The 20,319-nt window shown below is 68.5% G+C and carries 20 protein-coding genes; 15 read left to right on the top strand and 5 right to left on the bottom strand.

Features of this window, described 5'->3' with window-relative positions; all coding sequences use genetic code 11:
• Positions 1–62 precede the first annotated feature (62 nt).
• Together HWX25_RS11415 and HWX25_RS11410 are read left to right on the top strand one after the other, a co-directional pair.
• A complete protein-coding gene (locus HWX25_RS11415; RefSeq protein WP_175908547.1) occupies positions 63–593 on the top strand; it encodes a GNAT family N-acetyltransferase in 531 nt (176 codons plus the stop codon).
• 171 nt (positions 594–764) lie between these two features.
• Positions 765–1,343, top strand: a complete 579-nt coding sequence (locus HWX25_RS11410) for a hypothetical protein (RefSeq protein ID WP_059698037.1) — start codon at positions 765–767, stop codon at positions 1,341–1,343.
• A gap of 135 nt (positions 1,344–1,478) precedes the next feature.
• On the opposite strand, the gene fabV is transcribed toward HWX25_RS11410, so the two are convergent.
• On the bottom strand, positions 1,479–2,681 hold the full coding sequence (gene fabV / locus HWX25_RS11405) for an enoyl-ACP reductase FabV (protein WP_059467255.1): 1,203 nt from the start codon (positions 2,679–2,681) through the stop codon (positions 1,479–1,481).
• A gap of 205 nt (positions 2,682–2,886) precedes the next feature.
• On the opposite strand from fabV, the gene HWX25_RS11400 reads away from it, so the two are divergent.
• The 6 genes from HWX25_RS11400 (at position 2,887) to HWX25_RS11375 (ending at position 8,441) form a co-directional block, all read left to right on the top strand.
• Complete coding sequence (locus HWX25_RS11400; RefSeq protein ID WP_047902276.1) at positions 2,887–3,420, top strand: MarR family transcriptional regulator; 534 nt, start codon at positions 2,887–2,889, stop codon at positions 3,418–3,420.
• A gap of 143 nt (positions 3,421–3,563) precedes the next feature.
• On the top strand, positions 3,564–4,823 hold the full coding sequence (locus tag HWX25_RS11395; RefSeq protein ID WP_175908546.1) for an SDR family oxidoreductase: 1,260 nt from the start codon (positions 3,564–3,566) through the stop codon (positions 4,821–4,823).
• Positions 4,820–5,290 (top strand): DUF2269 domain-containing protein, encoded by a 471-nt coding sequence (locus tag HWX25_RS11390; RefSeq protein WP_059815062.1) that lies wholly within the window; start codon positions 4,820–4,822, stop codon positions 5,288–5,290. The genes HWX25_RS11395 and HWX25_RS11390 overlap by 4 nt, the downstream gene beginning before the upstream one ends.
• A 92-nt stretch (positions 5,291–5,382) precedes the next feature.
• Positions 5,383–6,249 carry a DUF393 domain-containing protein gene (locus tag HWX25_RS11385; protein ID WP_175908601.1) on the top strand — a complete coding sequence of 289 codons (867 nt, stop codon included), beginning with the start codon at positions 5,383–5,385 and terminating at the stop codon, positions 6,247–6,249.
• Entirely contained in the window at positions 6,246–7,745 is a 1,500-nt protein-coding gene (locus HWX25_RS11380; protein WP_175908545.1) for a TIGR01777 family oxidoreductase, read from the top strand. The genes HWX25_RS11385 and HWX25_RS11380 overlap by 4 nt, the downstream gene beginning before the upstream one ends.
• A 72-nt stretch (positions 7,746–7,817) precedes the next feature.
• The gene (locus tag HWX25_RS11375) at positions 7,818–8,441 is read left to right on the top strand and encodes a glutathione S-transferase (RefSeq protein ID WP_059528655.1); all 624 of its coding nucleotides are present in this window, start codon (positions 7,818–7,820) and stop codon (positions 8,439–8,441) included.
• Between the two features lie 66 nt (positions 8,442–8,507).
• Here HWX25_RS11375 and HWX25_RS11370 read toward each other — a convergent pair whose 3' ends face one another.
• Positions 8,508–9,911 carry a serine hydrolase gene (locus tag HWX25_RS11370; protein ID WP_175908544.1) on the bottom strand — a complete coding sequence of 468 codons (1,404 nt, stop codon included), beginning with the start codon at positions 9,909–9,911 and terminating at the stop codon, positions 8,508–8,510.
• A gap of 193 nt (positions 9,912–10,104) precedes the next feature.
• Positions 10,105–11,271, bottom strand: a complete 1,167-nt coding sequence (locus HWX25_RS11365) for a hypothetical protein (protein WP_175908543.1) — start codon at positions 11,269–11,271, stop codon at positions 10,105–10,107.
• Between the two features lie 287 nt (positions 11,272–11,558).
• On the opposite strand from HWX25_RS11365, the gene HWX25_RS11360 reads away from it, so the two are divergent.
• From HWX25_RS11360 to HWX25_RS11340, 5 genes are all read left to right on the top strand, one after another.
• Positions 11,559–11,978 carry an HIT domain-containing protein gene (locus tag HWX25_RS11360; protein WP_059689320.1) on the top strand — a complete coding sequence of 140 codons (420 nt, stop codon included), beginning with the start codon at positions 11,559–11,561 and terminating at the stop codon, positions 11,976–11,978.
• 261 nt (positions 11,979–12,239) lie between these two features.
• Positions 12,240–12,404: a hypothetical protein gene (locus tag HWX25_RS11355; protein WP_175908542.1), complete on the top strand. Its 165-nt coding sequence runs from the start codon at positions 12,240–12,242 to the stop codon at positions 12,402–12,404.
• A 167-nt stretch (positions 12,405–12,571) separates the two neighbouring features.
• Positions 12,572–13,231: an isoprenylcysteine carboxylmethyltransferase family protein gene (locus HWX25_RS11350; protein ID WP_175908541.1), complete on the top strand. Its 660-nt coding sequence runs from the start codon at positions 12,572–12,574 to the stop codon at positions 13,229–13,231.
• 376 nt (positions 13,232–13,607) lie between these two features.
• Positions 13,608–14,051, top strand: a complete 444-nt coding sequence (locus HWX25_RS11345; protein WP_059528642.1) for a hypothetical protein — start codon at positions 13,608–13,610, stop codon at positions 14,049–14,051.
• A 701-nt stretch (positions 14,052–14,752) separates the two neighbouring features.
• Complete coding sequence (locus HWX25_RS11340) at positions 14,753–15,589, top strand: bifunctional allantoicase/(S)-ureidoglycine aminohydrolase (protein WP_175908540.1); 837 nt, start codon at positions 14,753–14,755, stop codon at positions 15,587–15,589.
• Between the two features lie 107 nt (positions 15,590–15,696).
• On the opposite strand, the gene HWX25_RS11335 is transcribed toward HWX25_RS11340, so the two are convergent.
• Entirely contained in the window at positions 15,697–16,494 is a 798-nt protein-coding gene (locus HWX25_RS11335; RefSeq protein WP_175908539.1) for an aminoglycoside phosphotransferase family protein, read from the bottom strand.
• A gap of 207 nt (positions 16,495–16,701) precedes the next feature.
• Between HWX25_RS11335 and HWX25_RS11330 the strand changes: the two genes are divergently transcribed.
• On the top strand, positions 16,702–18,828 hold the full coding sequence (locus HWX25_RS11330; RefSeq protein WP_175908538.1) for a PBP1A family penicillin-binding protein: 2,127 nt from the start codon (positions 16,702–16,704) through the stop codon (positions 18,826–18,828).
• A gap of 8 nt (positions 18,829–18,836) precedes the next feature.
• The gene (locus HWX25_RS11325; RefSeq protein WP_175908537.1) at positions 18,837–19,448 is read left to right on the top strand and encodes a trimeric intracellular cation channel family protein; all 612 of its coding nucleotides are present in this window, start codon (positions 18,837–18,839) and stop codon (positions 19,446–19,448) included.
• A 36-nt stretch (positions 19,449–19,484) separates the two neighbouring features.
• Here HWX25_RS11325 and HWX25_RS11320 read toward each other — a convergent pair whose 3' ends face one another.
• Positions 19,485–20,315 carry a heme ABC transporter ATP-binding protein gene (locus tag HWX25_RS11320; protein WP_175908536.1) on the bottom strand — a complete coding sequence of 277 codons (831 nt, stop codon included), beginning with the start codon at positions 20,313–20,315 and terminating at the stop codon, positions 19,485–19,487.
• Positions 20,316–20,319: the final 4 nt, after the last annotated feature.

Raw genomic sequence — 20,319 nt, 5'->3', positions numbered from 1 at the left:
TTCCATTCGATCCGGGCGCACGCCGGCCGAACGCGTGCCCCACCTGACATACCGGAGAGGGTATGACCGAACCCGTGACCGTGCGCCGCCTCGATGCGAGCGAAGCGCATGCGCGCATCGACGCGCTGGCCGATGTGCTGATCGATTGCGTCGAGGGGGGCGCGTCCGTCAGCTTCATGTTGCCGATCGAGCGCTCGACCGCCGTGGCGTTCTGGACGCGCGTCGCCGACGGCGTCGCGAGCGGCGAGCGCATCCTGCTGGTGGCCGAGGACGCCGCCGGCCGGATCGTCGGCACCGTCCAGGTCGTGACCGCGCAGCCGGAGAACCAGCCGCATCGCGCGGACATCGCGAAGATGCTCGTGTCCCGTCATGCACGGAGGCAGGGGATCGCGGCGCGGCTGATGACGGCTGCCGACGAAGCCGCGCGCGATGCCGGCAAGACCGTGCTCGTGCTCGACACGGTGACGGGCGGCGATGCCGAGCGTCTGTACGAGCGGGCCGGCTGGCAGCGCGTCGGCGTCGTGCCGAACTTCGCGCTGATGCCCGACGGCGCATTGTGCGCGACGACGTATTTTCACAAGCAGCTCGCGTAACCGGGCTGGATGCGTGCGCAAGCCGGCTCGCGATCGGCCCGCCTTGCGGCGGAGCGGGGCCGCGGGCAGGAAGCCGGGCGGACACGAAAAGCCGGCCGGCGACGGCGCCGCTCCGATATATTCGTGCTCGAACACGCCACGACCATGCCAACGGAAGGAATCACTGCCTCGATGAAACGCTCCCATGTCGCCTTCGCCCTCACGGGCCTGCTGGTCGCGGTGCCGATTGCCGCCTACGCGCTCGTCAAGCCGCTGCGCGTCGTCGCGCCCGCGCTGCTTCCCGGCGTGTCGTGCCCCAGCGCGGACATCTGCACGGACGATGCCGCGACGTTCGGCGCCGCGCAGCAGCTCTATCGCGACGGTTATGCGCGCGCGGCGGCGGCCGTGGGCCCGTTTCGCGAGGCCCCGCGCGTCGTGTTCTGCTCGACGCGCGAGTGTGCCGACAAGTTCGGTCTCGGCGAACGCGCGGCACTGACGCTGGGGGATTTCGGCGTGGTCATCGCGCCGCGCGGCTGGCAGACCTACTTTCTCGCGCACGAACTGATTCATCACCGTCAGGCCGAAGTGCTCGGCAACCTCGCGGTCGCGACCAAGCCGCGCTGGCTGATCGAGGGGATGGCGTATGCGCTCAGCGACGATCCGCGTCATCCGCTGACGGAGCCGTTCGAGTCGTGGCGCGCGCGTTTCGGCGCGTGGCATGCGGCGCTGGGCGGACAGCCGATGTGGGATGCCGCAAGGGCGGTGGAATAGCGCGGGACGCGCTCGCACGGCGGGCGAGCGCGAACCGCGTTGTCGGCGGATGTGTGCAGACGGGGCGACGCCGTTCGTGCTTCGCCCCTGGAGAGTCAGCCCGCCGCCACGCGTCGTGCGCGGCGGGCCCGGTCGTCAGACCGTGGTGTCGATGATGCCCGGGATCTTCACGTCCGGGTTCACGTCCGCGTCGTAGTCGACGCCGGCGATCTCGAAGCCGAACAGGCGCAGGAACTCGGTCTTGTAGCCGGCGAAGTCGGTCATCTCGTAGAGATTCTCGTTCGTCACCTTGTCCCACATGGCGACGACCTTGGCCTGCACTTGCGGATCCAGCTCCTTGTAGTCCGCGCGCAGGCGGCCTTCGTCGTCGATGTGCGGCGTCGCGCCGTACATGCTGTCCTTCAGGAGCCCGTACACCTGCTCGATGCAGCCTTCGTGCGTGCCCTTTTCCTTCATCACCTTGAACAGCAGCGACAGGTAGAGCGGCATCATCGGGATCGCCGAGCTCGCCTGCGTGACGACGGCCTTCAGCACCGACACGCGGGCATCGCCGCCGTGCGCGGCGAGCTTGTCGCGGATCGACAGCACCTTCTTGTCGAGATCCTTCTTCGCTTCGCCGATCGAGCCGTTCCAGTAGATGTCGTGCGTGATCTGCTCGCCGAGATACGTGAACGCGGTCGTCTTCGCGCCGTCGGCCAGCACGCCGGCTTCAGCGAGCGCGTCGATCCACATCTGCCAGTCCTCGCCGCCCATCACGGCGACGGTGCCGTCGATCTCTTCCTGCGTCGCCGGCTCGAGCGAGACTTCGCGGATCACTTCCTTGTCGGTGTCGAGGCCGCGGAACGTGACCGACTTGCCGACCGGCTTCAGCGTCGAGCTGATCGTTTCGCCCGTCTTCGGATGCGTGCGGCGCGGTGCCGCGAGGCTGTAGACGACCAGATCGACCTTGCCGAGATCCTGCTTGATGGTGTCGATCGTGATCTGCTTGACCTTGTCGGAGAATGCGTCGCCGTTGATGCTGCGCGCATAGAGCCCCTTTTCCGCGGCGAATTTCTCGAACGCGGCGCTGTTGTACCAGCCGGCGGTGCCCGGCTTCGTTTCGCTGCCGGCGCGCTCGAAGAACACGCCCAGCGTGTCCGCGCCCGAGCCGAACGCGGCCGAGATCCGGGCGGCGAGGCCATAGCCCGTCGACGCGCCGATCACGAGCACCTTCTTCGGGCCGTTGGCGATCGGGCCGTGCGAAGTCACGTAGTCGATCTGTTCCTTGACGTTGGCTTCGCAGCCGACCGGATGTGTCGTCACGCAGATGAAGCCACGCACGCGCGGTTTGATGATCATGAAAACCTCTAGTCAGAAAGGCGCGGACGGCCTGAAATCGGAAAAATCCCGCGCATTGTAATGGAAGCGGGCGGTCAGGGCGGGAAAGGCGGGCGGCGGCGGCATTCGCGGTTGCCCGGGGTCGGACCATCGAGGGCGGCGATTGACGTCGCCGCCAGTTATTTCTCTCTTGACAGAAATAACTGAAAAAACTAAATTTCCGGACATGGAACTCACACCGATTGCCGAACGATTCATTCTCCACTGGGGCGAAATGGGCTCGCGGTGGGGCGTCAACCGCACCGTCTCGCAGATTCATGCGCTGCTGTACCTGGCCGGAAGGCCGGTCGCGGCCGACGAGATCGCCGAGACGCTCAACGTCGCGCGCTCCAACGTCAGCACGAGCCTGAAGGAGCTGCAGGCGTGGCGGCTCGCGAAGGTCGTGCACGTGCTGGGCGATCGCCGCGACCACTTCGAGACGTCGACCGACATCTGGGAACTGTTCAAGCTGATCGTCGAAGGGCGGCGGCAGCGCGAGATCGAACCGACGCTCACGGTGCTGCGCGATTGCCTGACGAGCCCCGAGATCGCCAACGAGAGCCGCGAAACCGAACAGCGCATTCGCGACACGCTGCAGTTCGTCGAGACGCTCACGACCTGGTCGGACGAGATGCTGCGGCTCAAGCCCGACACGCTGATGAAGGCGCTGGGGATCGGCGCGAAGATCAGCCAGACGGTCAGGCGCAAGTCTTCGAAGTAGGCGGCACCGGACATGCGGGCACGCAGCCCGCTTTTTTTGGAATCTTCATTTCTGTCATTACAGAAATAACTGTATATAGAGGATGAAAAAATGAACGAAATCGTGCTGTCGATCCGCCGGCATTGCGTATCGCGGAGCGCGACATGAACATCCTCGTCTGCGGCGCGAACGGCTTCATCGGGCGGGCGCTGGGCGCGCGGCTCGAGGCCGGCGGTCATCGCGTGCTGCGCGGCGTGCGGCATGCGGTCGGCCCGCACGACGTCGCGATCGACTTCGCGAAGGATGTCGATGCCGACGCGTGGCTTGCCCGGCTGGATGGCGTCGACGTGGTGATCAATGCAGTCGGGATCCTCGCCGACCGGCGTGACGAGACGTTCGACACCGTGCATCGCGCGGCGCCCTGCGCGCTCTTCACCGCATGCTGCCGTGCCCGCGTGCGACGCGTGATCCAGATCTCGGCGCTGGGCGTCGAGCGCGGCGACACGCCGTATTTCGCCAGCAAGTACGCGGCCGACACCTTCCTGCAGACGCTGCCGCTCGATTACCGGATCGTGCGTCCGGCGCTCGTCTACGGCACCGCCGGCACGTCCGCCCGGTTCTTCCGGATGCTCGCGAGCCTGCCCGTGCACGTGTTACCTGCGGGCGGCCATCAGCGGCTGCGCCCCGTGCACATCGACGATCTCGCCGAACTCGTCGCGCGGCTCGTCGATGCGCCGGCGGCCGACCGCGCCGTCATCGACGCGGTCGGCGGCGACGAAGTCGAGTATCGCGAGATGCTGAGCGTCTATCGCGCCGCGCTGGGCTTCCCGCCGGCGGCGCGCGTGACGCTGCCGGGCCCGCTGGTCGGCGCGGCGGCCGCGCTGCTCGGCACGATGCCGGGCGCGATGCTGACCCGCGATACGTGGACGATGCTGCGCGGCGGCAACACCGGCGATCCCGCCGCGCTCGCGGCCGTGCTTGGCCGGCCGCCGCGCGGCCTGCGGGATTTCATCGGCGCGAACGCGAACGCGGCCGCGCTGCGCGGCGATGCGCTCGCGATGTGGCGGCGGCCGCTGCTGCTCGGCGCGCTCGCGATCGTCTGGATCTGGACGGCCATCGTCAGCGCGTTCATTCATCCGCGGCACGACAGCCTCGCGATGCTCGCCCGCGTCCACCTGAGCGGACTGCCCGCGCTGATCGCGCTCTACGGCGCATGCGCGCTGGACTTCGCGTTCGGCGTGGCGACCGTCGCCGTGCCGTCGCGCCGTCTGTGGGCCGCGCAAGGCGCGCTGATCGTCGCGTATTCGGCCGTCATCGCGGTCACGATGCCCGGGCTGCTCGCCGAGCCGTTCGGCCCCGTGCTGAAGAACGTGCCGATTCTCGCGATCCTGTTGATCCTTTTTTCAGAAGAAGAACACGCATGAACATCTATCTCGTGATCAAGACGCTGCATATCCTGTCCTCGGTGCTGATGGTCGGCACGGGCTTCGGCACCGCGTTCTACCTGTTCTTCGCGAACCGCACGCGCTCGGTGCCGGCGATCGCCGCCGTGTCGCGCCTCGTGGTGCGCGCCGACTGGTGGTTCACGACGCCGGCCGTACTGTTCCAGCCCGCGTCCGGGCTGTGGCTCGCGCACACGGCCGGCTGGCCGTTGACGACGCCGTGGCTCATGGCGTCGATCGTGCTGTATGCGGTCGCGGGCGCGTGCTGGCTGCCGGTCGTGTGGCTGCAGATCGAGCTGGCCGCGATGGCGAAGCTCGCGCATGCGAATGGCGATGCCGATCTGCCGGCACGCTACTGGCGTTATGCGAAGCGCTGGGAGTTGCTCGGCTATCCGGCGTTCTTCGCGATGTTGAGCGTGTATTTCCTGATGGTGGTCAAGCCGATGTAAGCGCGCCGCCGGCGCACGGGAGCGGCGGCATGGCGTACGGGAAAGCAGTCGATCGATTCATGATGCACGCTAAAACAAAAGGAGTGCGAATCATGGACTCAAGTGAACTGGTGCTGTACTTCGACGGGCGATGTCCGTTATGTGTCGCGGCGATACAGCGTCTTCGGGCCCGCGACGCGCGACAACAGCTGGCTTTCGTCGATATCGCCGGGCCGGGCTTCGATCCCGCTCCGCTGGGCGTCGACCTGCCCGCGCTGAATCGGGAGCTGCACGTGCGCCTGCCGGACGGACGCATGCTGACCGGTGTGGACGGCATCCTGGCCGCCCATGCGCTGACCGGGCGAAGCCGGCTCGTCCGGCTGCTTCGCGTGCCGGTCGTGCGCAGTGCGCTGTCGCTGCTGTATCGCCGCGTCGCGCGCAACCGGCTTGCCGTCTCGCGCTGGCTCGGCTATCGCGCCGAAGCACCGTGCGACGGGGTGGCGTGCGGTATCGACCGAGCCGCCGAATCCGCAGTGGATCGTCCCGCACGTGATGACGTGCGCCGCATCGTGTTGGCCTGGATGTACGGCGCGGCGATCGCACATCTGCTCGTCGGCATTGCCGTTCCGTGGGTAGCCGGCACGCCATGGTTCGACGCGTATCACAGCGTCATCGAGCGGCATTTCTGGGCGGGAATGGCGCCCGAACCGGCGAGAGCGCAGCAGATCTGGTGGATGGCGCTGATCGGTGCGACGGTGCAATGCGCGTCGGTCTGGATGCTGGCGCTCGTCCACCTCGGCAACCGGCTGCGCCGGCGGGAAGTGTGGGGGTGGTTGCTGGCCGGCCTGTTGATCTGGGCGCCGCAGGACATGCTGTTTTCATTGCAGGCACATGTATGGGGCCACGTCGCGATCGACGCGGCGGCACTCGTCGCGATGGTGCCGCCACTCGTCTGGCTCTGGAGGAGGGATAGCGTATGAACACCTTGCCCGCTTTCGATTGGGCGCTCATCCTGTTGATCGTGCAGGGCGCGATGGGCGCATTCGATACGCTCTATCACCACGAGCTCACTCAGGATCTGCCGCACCGCCCGCGCGCGCGGCTCGAGCTGGCGATTCACGCGGTGCGCTCCGTACTTTACGGTCTCGTGTTCGCGTCGATCGCGAACGTGGCCTTTCACGGTGCCTGGGTCGCGGCCATCGCGGCGGTGGTGGTGGTCGAGGTGGTGCTGACGTTGTGGGATTTCGTCGTCGAGGATCGGAGCCGCAAGCTGCCGGCGACCGAGCGCGTGCTGCACACGCTGCTGGCCGTCAACGGCGGTGCGCTGTTCGGGATGGTCGCGATACAGCTGGCCGCCTGGGCGCACGAACCGACCGCGCTGCAGGCGCTCGATCTCGGCTGGCGCGGCGGGTTGCTGAGCTTGTTTGCCGTCGGCGTGACGGTATCGGGAATCCGCGACGGGATCGCGGCCTGCCGGATCGCGCGACGCGCGCCGGCCGCCAATCCGTTCGCGGGGCACCCGCCGGGGAACGTGCTCGTCACCGGCGGGACCGGCTTCATCGGCGAAACCCTCGTGAACGGGCTGCTCGATGCAGGGCATACGGTCACGTTGCTGGCACGTGATCCGCTGCGCGCGGCCTACCAGTTCCACGGCCGTGTGCGCAGCGTGACGTCCGTCGAGCAGTTGCAGCCGCATGAGCGTTTCGACACGATCATCAATCTCGCGGGGGCGCCGGTGCTCGGCGCGCGCTGGAGCAAACGCCGGCAGGCATTGCTGCTCGCCAGCCGGGTTGGTGTCACGGAATCGCTGATGCGCTGGGTCGAGACCGCCGAGGTCAAGCCGCGCACGTGGATCCAGGCGTCGGCGATCGGCTACTACGGCGTGCGTCCTTCCGACGAGCCGCTCGACGAGAGCAGCAGCGCCGGCACCGGCTTCATGTCCGAGCTGTGCCGGCAGTGGGAGCAGTCCGCGCAGGCGCTCGAGCATCACGGCGTTCGCTCGGTGGTGCTGCGGCTGGGCCTCGTGTTCGGCCCCGGTGGCGCGTTGCGCCCGATGCTGCTGCCGCATTACTTCGGGGTGGGCGGGCGATTCGGCGACGGCACGCAGGTGATGAGCTGGATCCACCGGGACGACGTGCTGCGAATCATCGCGCGCGCGATGGGGAATTCGGGCATGCGCGGCGTCTACAACGCGGTCGCACCCGCGCCGTTGACCCAGCGCGAGTTCGTGCAGGTCGTGTCGAAGGTGCTGCACCGCCCGGCGTGGCTGCACGTGCCGGCCGCGCCGCTGCGCATCGCGATGGGAGAGATGGCCGAGCTGCTGCTGGACGGGCAGCGGGTGATGTCGGCGCGGCTGCATCAGGACGGATTCGTGTTTCGGTTCCCGACGGCCGAGCATGCGCTGCGTGACCTGACGAATCGGCCGCACGCGGATTTTCCGCGCACGGCATGTCGTTTGCCGGGTGGTCGTGTATAAACTCGACGGGAGCGCGTTCGGGCCGTTTCGCGCGTTCCGAACGCTTCGCATTCGACCTCACAAGGAGCCTGCATGCTGCACATCCTCGGCAAGATCCCGTCCATCAACGTCCGCAAGGTGCTGTGGCTGTGCACCGAACTCAACCTGCCGTTCGAACAGGAAGACTGGGGCGCGGGCTTTCGCACGACCAACGATCCGACCTACCTTGCGCTGAATCCGAACGGCCTCGTGCCGGTGATCAAGGACGACGACTTCGTGCTGTGGGAGTCGAACACGATCATCCGCTATCTCGCGAACCGCTATGGCGGCGACGCGCTCTATCCGGCCGAGCCGCGGGCGCGCGCGCGGGTCGACCAGTGGATCGACTGGCAGGGCACGGACCTGAATCGTTCGTGGGTCGGCGCGTTCCTCGGCCTCGTACGCAAGTCGCCCGATCACCAGGACCCGGCGGCGATCGCGCAGTCGATCGCGGGCTGGACGAAGCACATGCAGATCCTGAACGCGCAGCTCGAAGCGACCGGCGCATTCGTGGCCGGCGACCATTTCACGCTCGCCGACATTCCGATCGGCCTGTCGGTGAACCGCTGGTTCGGCACGCCGTTCGAGCACCCGGATTTCCCGGCGGTGAAGCGTTACATCGAGCGTCTGGCGACGCGCGAGGGCTTCAAGCAGTATGCGGGCAGCGCGAACCCGTAACGCATTGCATGTCGCGCGCGATGCGGCGGCTTGACCGCCGCCTCATCGCTGCCTTTCCGCGGCACGTCACGTGCCGGACGCCGGTACGGCCTCCAGCACGCGCGCGAGAAACGCCTCGTGATTCCACGCGGATTCCGGCCGCGACAATCCGAGCCGCACGACCACCAGCTCGCAGCTCGGCACCACGCTCACGAACTGGCCTTCATGGCCGACCGCATGAAACGCATCGGCGGGCAGCGGGCGCGCGTGCGGATCGCGATCGTTGAACGGCTCCGGCACCTTGACCCACAGATGCGCGCCGAATTCTCCGCGCGTCGACAGCGGCGTCGCGCGCGTCAGGTAGCGCACCCAGCCTTCCGGCAGCCGCCGCTGCCCGTCCCACACCCCGTCCTGCAGCAGAAGTTGCCCGAAGCGCGCCCAGTCGCGCGCGCTCGCATACATGAACGACGCGCTGCCGAGCGTGCCGGCCGCATCGGGCTCGAACACCGCGCTGCGCATCCCGAGCGGCGCGAACAGCGCGCGGCGCGGAAACGCGAGGTAGTCGCTCTCGGTGCCGCCCATCGCCTCGCGCATCACGCGCGCGACGATCGCGCTCGTGCCGCTCGAGTAGTACCACTGCGTGCCGGGCTGCGCGGCGAGCGGCTTGGCCGACGCGAAGCGCGCGGTGTCCGGTTGCGTGAACAGCATCACGGCGACGTCGGACAGCGGGTCGTCGTAGTCCTCGTTGAATTGCAGGCCGCTCGTCATCCGCAGCAGCTCGTCGAACGTGATCGCCGCGCGCGGGTCGCCGACGTCGCGCCATTCGGGCAGCAGCGCCGACGCGTCCGGCGACAGCTTGTGCTGCGCGACGAGCATGCCGGCCAGCGCGGCCGTCACGGTCTTCGTCATCGACCAGCCGGGTAGCGGCGTATCGGCGGTGAAGCCGGGCGCATAGCGTTCGGCGATGATCTGGCCGCGCCACATCACGACGACCGCGCGGGTGCGCCGCGGTCGCGCCGGATCGGGTTCATCGAACGCGCGGTCGAGCGCGGTCTGCAGCTTGCGAGCGTCGATGCCGGCGGGCGGTGCGGCCGGCGCCGCCGCCTGCGCGGGCGGCGGATCGGGGACGGGCGGCAGCGCGGCCGGCAGCACGCCGGGCGACGGCCCGAGCGCGAGCGTGCAGCCGAGCCCGGGCCGGAAGTCCGCCTCGCGTTGCGCGAACCCGGCGAACGTTGCGACGGCCCGATGATGCTCGGGATCGATCGACGGGCGCACCAGTTTCAGCAGCGGGTGCACGCCAGCCATGATGTCGACGTCGATCACCGACGCGGCCGGACGGCCCGACACGAACACGCCGGAACACAGCGCCTTCGCGGCATAACCCGTCGCGATCGGTGCAAGCCGCGACAGCATGTAGCCGGTGTAGCCGGCCGCGGCGACGAGCGCGACGGCGATGCCGCGCAGGATCAGCGATTTGAAGGGGATCGTCATGCGCGAGCGTCCTCGGTGGCGTGCCGGCCGGCAACGATCCGGCAGTGTCGCAGGTTCGGGCAAGCGGTGGCAATCGCGGGGGCGGCGACGCCGGGCGGCATCGATCAGGCGGCATGGTGCCCGGCGTGTGCGAATCGCATGTGTCGATCGCGCAGGGGCGAACGGGCCGCAGTCGGCCCGTTCACGCGGTGCGTCATTGCGCGTTGTCGTTGTCCGAACGCAGCGTCCAGATCGTCGCGGTATTCGTGTTGTCGTCGACGGCCGCGAATTCCGGCTGGCCCTTGCTGCCGTGCCCGAACGCGAGGCCGAAGGCCGCTCCCGGCACGGTATCGACCTGCATCTGCGCGACGAAGTGTCCGGTCACCGTGAATTCGACGATCTCGCTCGGTTGCAGCGGGTCGGGGTTGACCGCGTCGCCGTTGGCGGTCACGAGATGGCCGTTCGGCGCGAGCGCCAGTGCGAGCGGGCCGTGCAGGTGCGCCGCGTCGAAGTAGATCATCCGTCCGACGCCGGCGTTGCGATTCGTCGACGCGGCGTTCTGGATCGCGAACACCGCGTTGTCGCCGGTGGACGCGACGTACAGCACGTCGATGTTCGGGTCGTACGCGAGGCCGGTCGGGCCGACGACCAGCGCGTTGGGATCGGTCCGGTTCACGTAGCCCGACGCGATGATCCGCGAACTCGGCAGCATCCTGACGCCGTTGTTGTCGATCGCCAGTTCGATCCGCGCGACCGTCCCGTTCAGCACGTTCGACACGAACGCGGTCACGCGCTGGCCACGGTCGATCACGGTCATGTCCCACGGCCCGTCGAGCAGCGTGCTGCTGGACAGTTGCGTGACCAGATTGCCTTGCGGACCGATGACGAGCAGCGAACCCGGGGGCACGACGGTCTTGCCGTCCGGCGCGGGAAGGTTGCCGACCAGCACGAAGCCGCTGCGCAGCACCGCGAGCGCGGTCGTCAGGCCGAGATTGCTGCCCTGGAAGAACGTCGTCGGCGTATTGCCGGGCGACAGTTTCACGACCGTCGTGCCGGTGCCTTGCGCGTTCGACGCCGCGTTGAAGTTGGACACGACGACGTCGCCCGGTTTGAGCGTGCTCCAGCTCGGCACGCCGCGCGGCACGAAGGCGATGCCGTACGGATTGACGTCGCCGTTGGCGGGCACCGTCGACGCAGTGACCGACGAGACCGGCAGGATCGAGTCGTTGCCGCCGGCCCACGCGAAAGCCGACGACAATGCGACCAGCCCGGCGCCGCAAGCCGCGCGGCACAGCGTGCGCGCCATCGTGCGACGGGCGTGGGCGAGGAGCGGCGGGTGAATGGCAAGGGCGGGCGAACGACAGGAGGGGAGAGGGTCCATGGCATGACTCCGGTTGGTGATCGCGAGCAGTCATCGCGGCTGCCGGCCTGCGCAGCTGGCGGGTGTCCGGTGCGGATCCGCGGTCTTGCCGTGCGAACCCGCACTCGGAATAAACGGATGGCGACGGCCGGATATTCCATCCGGCGAACGACATGACACGCGAGCCGGCGCGCATTGTTCACCGCGATCGCCACACGGCCTGACAAGTTGAAATCCGACCCGCCGTCGGCCGATAATCGTCCGGCATCGTTCCCAGTCAAACCGCAATCGCCAAATCGGAAAACGCCATGTCCTACGACAACAACAACCCGTTCGCCCGGATCCTGCGCGGCGAACTGCCGTGCGTGAAGGTCGCCGAAGACGACGCCACGCTCGCGATCATGGATCTCATGCCGCAGGCCGACGGTCACGTACTCGTGATCCCGAAGGAGCCGGCCGCGCAGATCTTCGAGCTGTCCGGCGACGCGGCCGCGGCCGGCATCCGCATGACGCAGCGCGTCGCGGCGGCCGTGCGCGCGGCGCTCGGGCCGGACGGCGTGTTCATCGGTCAGTTCAACGGCGCGGCGGCGGGCCAGACGGTCCCGCACGTGCATTTCCACGTGATTCCGCGCTGGGAAGGCGTCGACCTGCGGATGCACGCGCGCGACATCGCCGACGCGGCCACGCTCGAATCGCTCGCCGAGCGCATCCGCGCGCATTTCGTGTAACGCCTGTACGGCTCGTGATTCGGGTGGCGCCAGCGGGCGCGTGCGGCGACGCCGTTCGCGCCTGTTTCAGCGGTCACACCACGTAACACGTGTAACCGCTCGCGAAACTCGGCCTGGCGGCTCCGGCGCTAGACTCCGCGCATTCGCATTGCCGCATCGAGCGACAGGAAGCGCCAGTCGCCTCTTCGTGCCGGCCGTCACGGGTTGCGACGGCACGGCTTTCGCGCGATGCGACGTGTCCTCTTCGCCGGGAATCGAGCCATGTACAAAGTTCTCATCACGTTTGCGCTGATCGGCGGCCTGTCCGGCTGCTATGTCGCGCCGCCTTACGGCTACGCGCCCGCGCCGGTCTATTACGGCTATGCGCCGGCCTATTACGCACCGCCCGTCAGCGTCGGGATCGGCGGCAACTTCCGCATTCGCTGACTGGGCGGCGGTCGCGGGCGCCGCCCGCGCGTCGATCGAGCGCGTCGTTCGACGCGCCGCCGCTGCTTCTCGCAGGGAAAACTCGCGCGCCGCATGACGGCGCGCGTGCGCATCGCCCGCCCGGGTTCCTATACTTCACAGGAAAGCCCACTCCGGCGAGGCAAGCCATGGCCGTTACGCGCAAGTTCGCAATCGTTGCGAGCGTCTCCACGCTCGTCTATCTCGGGCTTGCCGTGCTCGGCATCGGCGGGTTCGCCGCCTTCTTCTCGCATCCGCCACTGATCGCCATTGCCGTCGCGACGCTCGCGCTTGCCGTCGTCGCGATGTTTACCGAAGGCAACCTGAGCGCCGGCGAACGCGAGAACCGCGACAATCGCTGGGTGCTCGCGGCCTTCGGCGCGAGCGGGTTCCTGCTCGCGTATTTGCCGGCGCTGACCGACCGGCTCGACGTGTGGACCTTCGGCGGCGACACGGTGCGCTGGATCGGCGTCGCGCTCTACGTCGCGGGCGGCGTGCTGCGCCTCTGGCCCGTGTTCGTGCTCGGCAAGCGCTTCAGCGGGCTCGTCGCGATCCAGCCGGGCCACACGCTGGTGACGGACGGCATCTACAGCAAGATCCGCAACCCGAGCTATCTCGGCCTGCTCGTCAATGCGGCCGGCTGGGCGTTGGCGTTCCGCTCGGGCGTCGGGCTGCTGCTCGTCGCGTTGACGTTGATTCCGCTCGTCGCGCGCATCCGTTCCGAGGAAGCGCTGCTGCGTACGCAATTCGGCGCCGAATACGACGCGTATTGCGCGCACACCTGGCGGCTGATTCCGGGCGTGTACTGACCCTCGTTCGACCTGAACGACCGGGGCGATTCCGCCGGCTCGCGGCATGCCGCCGATGTGTTGCCACGTGTGTCCGAACCCGCGCGACGGGCACGTTCCGCATCGCCGAAAAACGGGGCTTGACCATGGCCGGAGCTCCTGCCGGCGGGCGTTCCCGGCGGTTTTCGGCAAGATTTTCCGGTCCTTTTTCGGTAAACAACTTGTTACCAGAATGTCGACGGCAAGCAGGCTCGACCGGTGCTATTCTTCGCCGCAAGCTCATTGAAATGAATTGGTCCGGGATTCGGCACAATGCCGGCATCGACGTCGATCGATTCAGATCGTCGTATCGAGCGGACCTTCGATAACCAGATTGCGAACAAGGAAGAATACGGGAATGTGGAAGAAAATCGCCCCCGCTCTCGTCGTCGCCGTGCTGACCGGCGCGACCGCAGTGCCGGCATTGGCCGGTGACATGAACAACGCGCTCGGCGGCGCGCTCGGCGGGGTTGCCGGCGCAGCGGTCGGCGGCGCGGTCGGCGGCAGCACCGGCTCCGTGATCGGCGGCGCGATCGGCGGCGGCGCAGGTGGTGCCGTGACGTCGAACCGTCGCGAGCGCACCGGCGCGATCATCGGCGGCGCACTCGGCGGCGGCGCGGGTACCGCGGCCGGCAACGCGATGGGCGGCCGCACGGGCGGCCTGCTGGGCGCGGCCGTCGGCGGCGGCGCCGGCGCGGCGCTCGGCGGCAACCTGTCGCGCAACTCGTATGACCGCGGCGGCGATTATGGCGATCGCGGCCATCGTCACCGCAAGCATCGCCACCACCGCGACTGGGACTGATCGCCGCGGGCGCGGCACGGTGCGCGGCCTGCGCACCGGCGCGCCCAACGCGTCGGCACCCGATCCGACAGCCGGCCCGGCGGCCTCAGCCGGGCCGCCATCGCCGGCAAGGCCGGCGATCTTCATCCCCTTCGGCAGTTCATACCCGGCCCCGCTCGACGGGTTGGCACGCTCTCTCCCGCTTCACCTTTCCCGCTTGTAGACGACATCGCCAGTTGCATCGACATGCAACCGCGCAGGGTCGGCCATCCCCATTTCGCCATCGCCGATCGACGGGTTGCCGTCCGGTCATCAGGATTTCCCTGAGGCGCCGACGCGTCCACGGCACGCGTTGTCGGGCCATCGCGCGCAACGGCGGGTAGTGGGAAATCGAATGGATGTCATCGCAACATTTAATTGGTCGATCCGAATCGACTTCGCTATCGTCAACGCTGCCCGCGTACGGAATCGAACCGTGCCGTCCCCCGTGCCCCGCCGCATGACCCCGAGTGTCCGCGGCCCGGCCGCCGGACCCGCAAGCATGGGGCGCCCCGCCCGCTGAACCGGGCGGGCCCGTCGCGAAGCCTGGCCGACCGAACGAAGGCGCCCGCGCTTTCAAGCCACCCCGGCAACGATGTCCCGCCGTCGCATGCGTGCCCCACGCGCGTGCCGCGCCTGCCGTTGCGACCCGGGGCCGGACCAACCCATTGCCTGGATGCTTTATGTCTAAGACAACGTATTACGCGCCGCATGGCGGCCACCCGCCGCAGACCGATCTGCTGACCGATCGCGCGATGTTCACCGAGGCGTATGCGGTCATTCCGAAGGGAGTGATGCGCGACATCGTCACGAGCTGGCTGCCGTTCTGGACCAACACGCGCCTGTGGGTGATCGCGCGTCCGCTGTCGGGTTTCGCCGAAACCTTCTCGCAGTACATCGTCGAAGTGAATCCGGGCGGCGGCAGCGACAAGCCCGAGCAGGACAAGAACGCCGAAGCCGTGCTGTTCGTCGTCGAAGGCGAGGCCGAACTGACGCTGCAGGGCAAGCAGCACACGCTGAAGCCGGGCGGCTACGCGTTCATCCCGCCGGGCGCCGACTGGACGCTGCACAACGTCAGCGATGCCGCCGTGCGTTTCCACTGGATCCGCAAGCACTATCAGATCGTCGACGGCATTGCGCTGCCCGAAGCGTTCGTGACCAACGAGCAGGATGTCGAGCCGATTCCGATGCCGGGCACCAACGGCGCATGGGTGACGACGCGCTTCGTCGACATGAGCGACATGCGTCATGACATGCACGTGAACATCGTGACGTTCGAGCCGGGCGGCGTGATTCCGTTCGCGGAGACGCACGTGATGGAGCACGGCCTGTACGTGCTCGAAGGCAAGGCCGTGTATCGCCTGAACCAGGACTGGGTCGAGGTGGAAGCGGGCGACTTCATGTGGCTGCGCGCGTTCTGCCCGCAGGCATGCTATTCGGGCGGCCCCGGCCGCTTCCGTTACCTGCTGTACAAGGATGTGAACCGTCACATGAACCTGACGCTGAATCCGGCGCGCTAAGCGTCGCGCACGTCGGACACGAAAACCCGCTGGTGCATGCCGGCGGGTTTTTTTATTGATGCCGCCGTGCGATGCAGTGGACGCGGCGGCCGGACTGTCGTCGCATGCTACGCGTCGAGCGCCGAGGCGGCCAGCCGCGCGACCTGCAGCCGTGTATCGGGTGACAGCCCGTCCTCGATCAGCCAGACCGCCGACAAACCGGCCCACGCAAGAATCCACTGCAGCAACCGGCGGCGGTCGAGTTGCGCAGCCTCGGCGACGAGCGCGACGCGCCGCGCGAAGCGGGCGGGATCGACGGCGATGTCGTGTGCGGGATTGCAGAACAGGTTCGCGTAATCGAACGCGCGGTCGCCGCGCAAACCCTTCGGGTCGATCGCCAGCCAGCCGCGATCGCCGAAGTGCAGCACGTTGCCGTGATGGATGTCGCCGTGCAGCACGACGACGTCGTCGACGGGCGGCGCGGCCAGCAGCCGGCGCGCCGCCGTGGCCGAACGCCGCAGCGTGTCATCGCCGGTGTCATGCGACAGCAGCGTGTGGAACCAGTCGGTCAGCGGCACGACCTCGGGCGCTGCCGGTGTGCGATGCGCATGCAGCCGCGCGACCGCGCGGCATGCGATCCGGATCGTATCGTCGTCGTGGCCGGCGGCGGACAGGCCGACGAGCGTCGGCGCCGGCTGCGCGCGTTCGAGCAGCACCGCGTCGCTGTCGTGCAGCCACACGCGCGCGGCGCCATCCCCGTTCCACCAGGTCATCAGCGCATTGCCGCGGCGCTCTTCGTCGCAGGTCGCGACCTTGAGCATCGCGGGGCGCGCGTGCCAGACGACGGGCAGCACGCCGCCGCTCGCGGTCAGGATCGGGCCGCCGTCGGGAACGAGGTCCCACAGGCGCAGATACGTGTCGAACATGCAGACGATGGTACAGGCGAACCGGCTCGTGCGCCGCGCGGGGCACCCGGCACGGCTGCCGCGCAACCATTCCTAAATAAAATTTAGCCAGCCAAACTTAGGCTAAAGAATGTTCCGGTATCCCGGCATCCCTTCGACAATGCGCGCCTTCCGTGACCGACGGGCGCCTGTTGCGCCCGCGTTCGCCGCATTGAAGAAGGAGCCTGCATGACCGACCACACCGCCAACCCTCCAACGCCACCGGCCCCGCCTCCCGCATCGCCGCGCCGCCGCGCATGGCGCATCTTCGCCGGCGCGCTCTTCGGCCTGACGCTCGCGTGCGCGGGCATCGGCGCATGGACGATCGATCGCATCTGGACGCAGTTGCCATCCGTCGAGCACCTGGCCGTCTACCGGCCCGCGTTGCCGCTGCGGATTTTCTCGCGCGACGGCGAGCTGCTGGCCGAGTACGGCGTCGAGCGCCGCGAATTCGTGCCGCTCGAACGCATTCCGCCGCTCATGCGGCACGCGCTGCTCGCGGCCGAGGACGCGAAGTTCTACCAGCACGGCGCGATCGATATCGGCGGCCTCGCTCGCGCGACGTTCGCGAACGTCGTGACCGGGCAGCCGGGGCAGGGCGGCAGCACGATCACGATGCAGGTCGCGCGCAACTTCTACCTGACGCGCGACAAGGTGCTGAGCCGCAAGCTCGCCGAGATCCTGATGGCCATCAAGCTCGAGCGCGAGTACAGCAAGGACAAGCTGCTCGAGCTTTACATGAACCAGATCTATCTCGGCGAGCGCGCGTATGGTTTCGCGGCGGCCGCGAACGTGTATTTCGGCAAGCCGCTCGACGCGCTGAGCGCGGGCGAAGCGGCCGTGCTCGCCGGATTGCCGAAGGCGCCGTCCGCGTTCAATCCGGTCGTCAATCCGGCGCGCGCGACCGCGCGGCGCAACTACGTGCTCGGCCGCATGCATGCGCTCGGCGAGCTCGACGAGGCGGCCTATCGTGCGGCGATCGACGCGCCGATCGCGCTGGCGACCACGCCGCCGCCCGGCATCATCGCGGCGCCGTACGTCGCGGAGCGCGCGCGCCGGATGATGGTCGAGCGCTTTCACGACGACGCCTATACGCTCGGCCTCGACGTGACCACGACGATCTCGATGCGCGACCAGCGCGCGGCCGAAGCCGCGCTCCAGCGCACGCTGAGCCGGCAGCCGCGCGCGAGGCGCGATGCGCGCAGCGGGCTCGAAGGCGCGCTCGTGTCGCTGGATGCGGCGACGGGCGACATGCTCGCGCTCGTCGGCGGCGCGGATTTCAACCGCAACGTGTTCGACCACGCATTGCAGGCGTATCGCCAGCCGGGTTCGAGCTTCAAGCCGTTCGTCTATTCGGCGGCGCTGGAGAAGGGCTACTTTCCGGGCGTGCTGGTCGACGACACGCAGCGCACGCTGACCCATGAGGAAACCGGCGCGCGGCCGTGGCGCCCACGCAATTTCGGCAACCGCTACGAGGGCTTCATTCCGGTGCGGCGCGGGCTCGTGCGCTCGAAGAACCTGGTCGCGGTCAGCCTGATGCAGGCCACCGACGCGCGCTACGTGCAGCAGCAGGCGGTGCATTTCGGCTTCGACGCGCAGCGCAATCCGGCGTCGCTGCCGCTCGCGCTCGGCGCGGGCGCGGTGACGCCGCTCGAACTCGCGAGCGCGTACAGCGTGTTCGCGAACGGCGGGACGCGGATGGAGCCGCGCCTGATCCTGTCGGTGAAGCAGCGTCACGGCGGCGCGATGTACGAGGCGACGACGCCTGAAGGCGCGCGCGTCGTGTCGGTGCGCAACGCGTTCATGATGGACAGCATGCTGCGCGACGTCGTGAAGGCCGGCACCGCGCGTGGCGCGCTCGCCTTGCGCCGCGACGACGCAGCCGGCAAGACGGGCACGTCGAACGGATCGAAGGATGTCTGGTTCGCCGGCTACTCGTCGGGCATCGTCGCGGTCGCGTGGCTCGGCTACGACACGCCGCGCCCGATGGGGCGCGCGACCGGCGCGACGCTCGCGCTGCCGGTCTGGCTCGACTACATGAAGACGGCCGTCGACGGACGCACGCAGGTCGCTGCGACGCCGCCCCAGGACGTCGCGCTCGTCGACGGCGATTTCGTGTACGCCGAATACACGCGCGGCACGTGCACGGCCGACGTGCCGTCGTACATCCGCAGCCGCTTCGCGTGCGGCGGCGCGCCGGCGGCCGAGGCGCCGGATGCTTCGGGCGAAAAGGGCAGGCCCGACGAGCCGATGCCCGCGGCCGTCGATGCGGCCGAGCGCGAACGCGTGCTCGACCTGTTCCGTACCGAAGACTGAGGCGCGCGATGCATACGCTTTATCTGATCGCGATCGTCGCGGAGGCGATGTCGGGCGCGCTGATGGGCATGCGGCGCGGGATGGACCGCTTCGGGCTCGCGCTCGTCGGCGCGGTGACGGCGCTCGGTGGCGGCACGGTGCGCGACGTGCTGCTCGGCCACTATCCGCTCGGCTGGATCGCGCATCCCGAATATCTGGTGATCACGCTCGTCGCGGCGACCGTCGCGTCGTGGGCCGCGCGGCACGTCGCGCGGATGAAGACGCTGTTCGTCACCGTCGACGCGATCGGTCTCGCGGCGTTCACGATCATCGGCTGCGATATTGGCGCGGCGACGGGCAGCGCGCCGATCATCGTCGTGCTGGCCGGCGCGATCACCGGCGTGTGCGGCGGGATGCTGCGCGACCTGCTGTGCAACGAGATGCCGCTGATCTTGCGCGAGGAACTGTATGCGAGCGTCGCGTTCTTCACGGGCACGCTGTACGTCGGGAGCCAGCATCTCGGTATCGATGCCGGGTTGGCGTCGATGGTCGCGCTGGTGGCGGGCTTCACGACGCGCATGCTTGCGGTGCGGCTCGGATGGAAAATGCGGACGTTCGGCGTCGCGGACGTCGAGCATTGAGCGAGGCCGCCACACGGATACGACGACACGCGTGCGCTACGCCGGCACCATGACCGGTGGCGACCCGTCACCCGTTTCCACCATCTTCACCGCGAATCCGTAGCACTGCGCGATATGGGTGGGCGTCATCACGTCGCGCGGCGCGCCGTGCGCGACGATCGTGCCGTCCGCGAGCATCGCGATCGTATCCGCGTGCCGCGCGGCGAGGTTCGGATCGTGGACGATCGCGAGCACGCCGAGCCGCCATTCGCGCGCAACGGTGCGCACGGTGTCGAGCAACCGGTGCTGATGCGCGAGATCGAGCGCGGCGGTCGGTTCGTCGAGCAGCAGGTAGCGCGGGCCGTTTTCCGTCGCGTCGTCGTCCGGCCACAGCTGCGCGAGCACGCGCGCGAACTGCACGCGTGCGAGCTCGCCGCCGGACAGCGTCGTGACGTCGCGGCCGACGAGCGTCTCGGCGCCCGCGCGTTCGAGCGCCTGCCACGCAATGTCGCGATCGCGGTGTGCGATCACGTGCCGCGCGCCGCCGCGTCGTGCATGCGGATAGCGGCCGAGCAGCACGATTTCGTCGACGCTGAACGGAAACGCCGGTTGCGCGGCCTGCGGCAGCACGGCGCGCAGGCACGCGAGCCGCGGCGCGTCGATGCGCGCGAGCGGTTCGCCGTTCAGCGTGATGTCGCCGGTCACGCGCACGCCGCTCGGCGCGACGCTGCCGGTCAGTTCGCCCGCCAAGGTCTTCAGCAGCGTGCTCTTGCCTGCGCCGTTGCGGCCGAGCAGCGCGGTCACGCGGCCGGGTTCGATCGACAGCGACAGGTTGTGCAGAACGATGCGGTGCCGGCGGGCGACGTCGAGATGTTGGGCGGTCAGCATGATG

The sequence above is a fragment of the Burkholderia sp. BCC1640 genome, assembly GCF_902833125.1.
Classification (GTDB): Bacteria; Pseudomonadota; Gammaproteobacteria; order Burkholderiales; family Burkholderiaceae; genus Burkholderia; species Burkholderia diffusa.
Note: the sequence above shows the minus strand (reverse complement) of the source record. Positions and strands in the feature narration are given on the sequence as shown.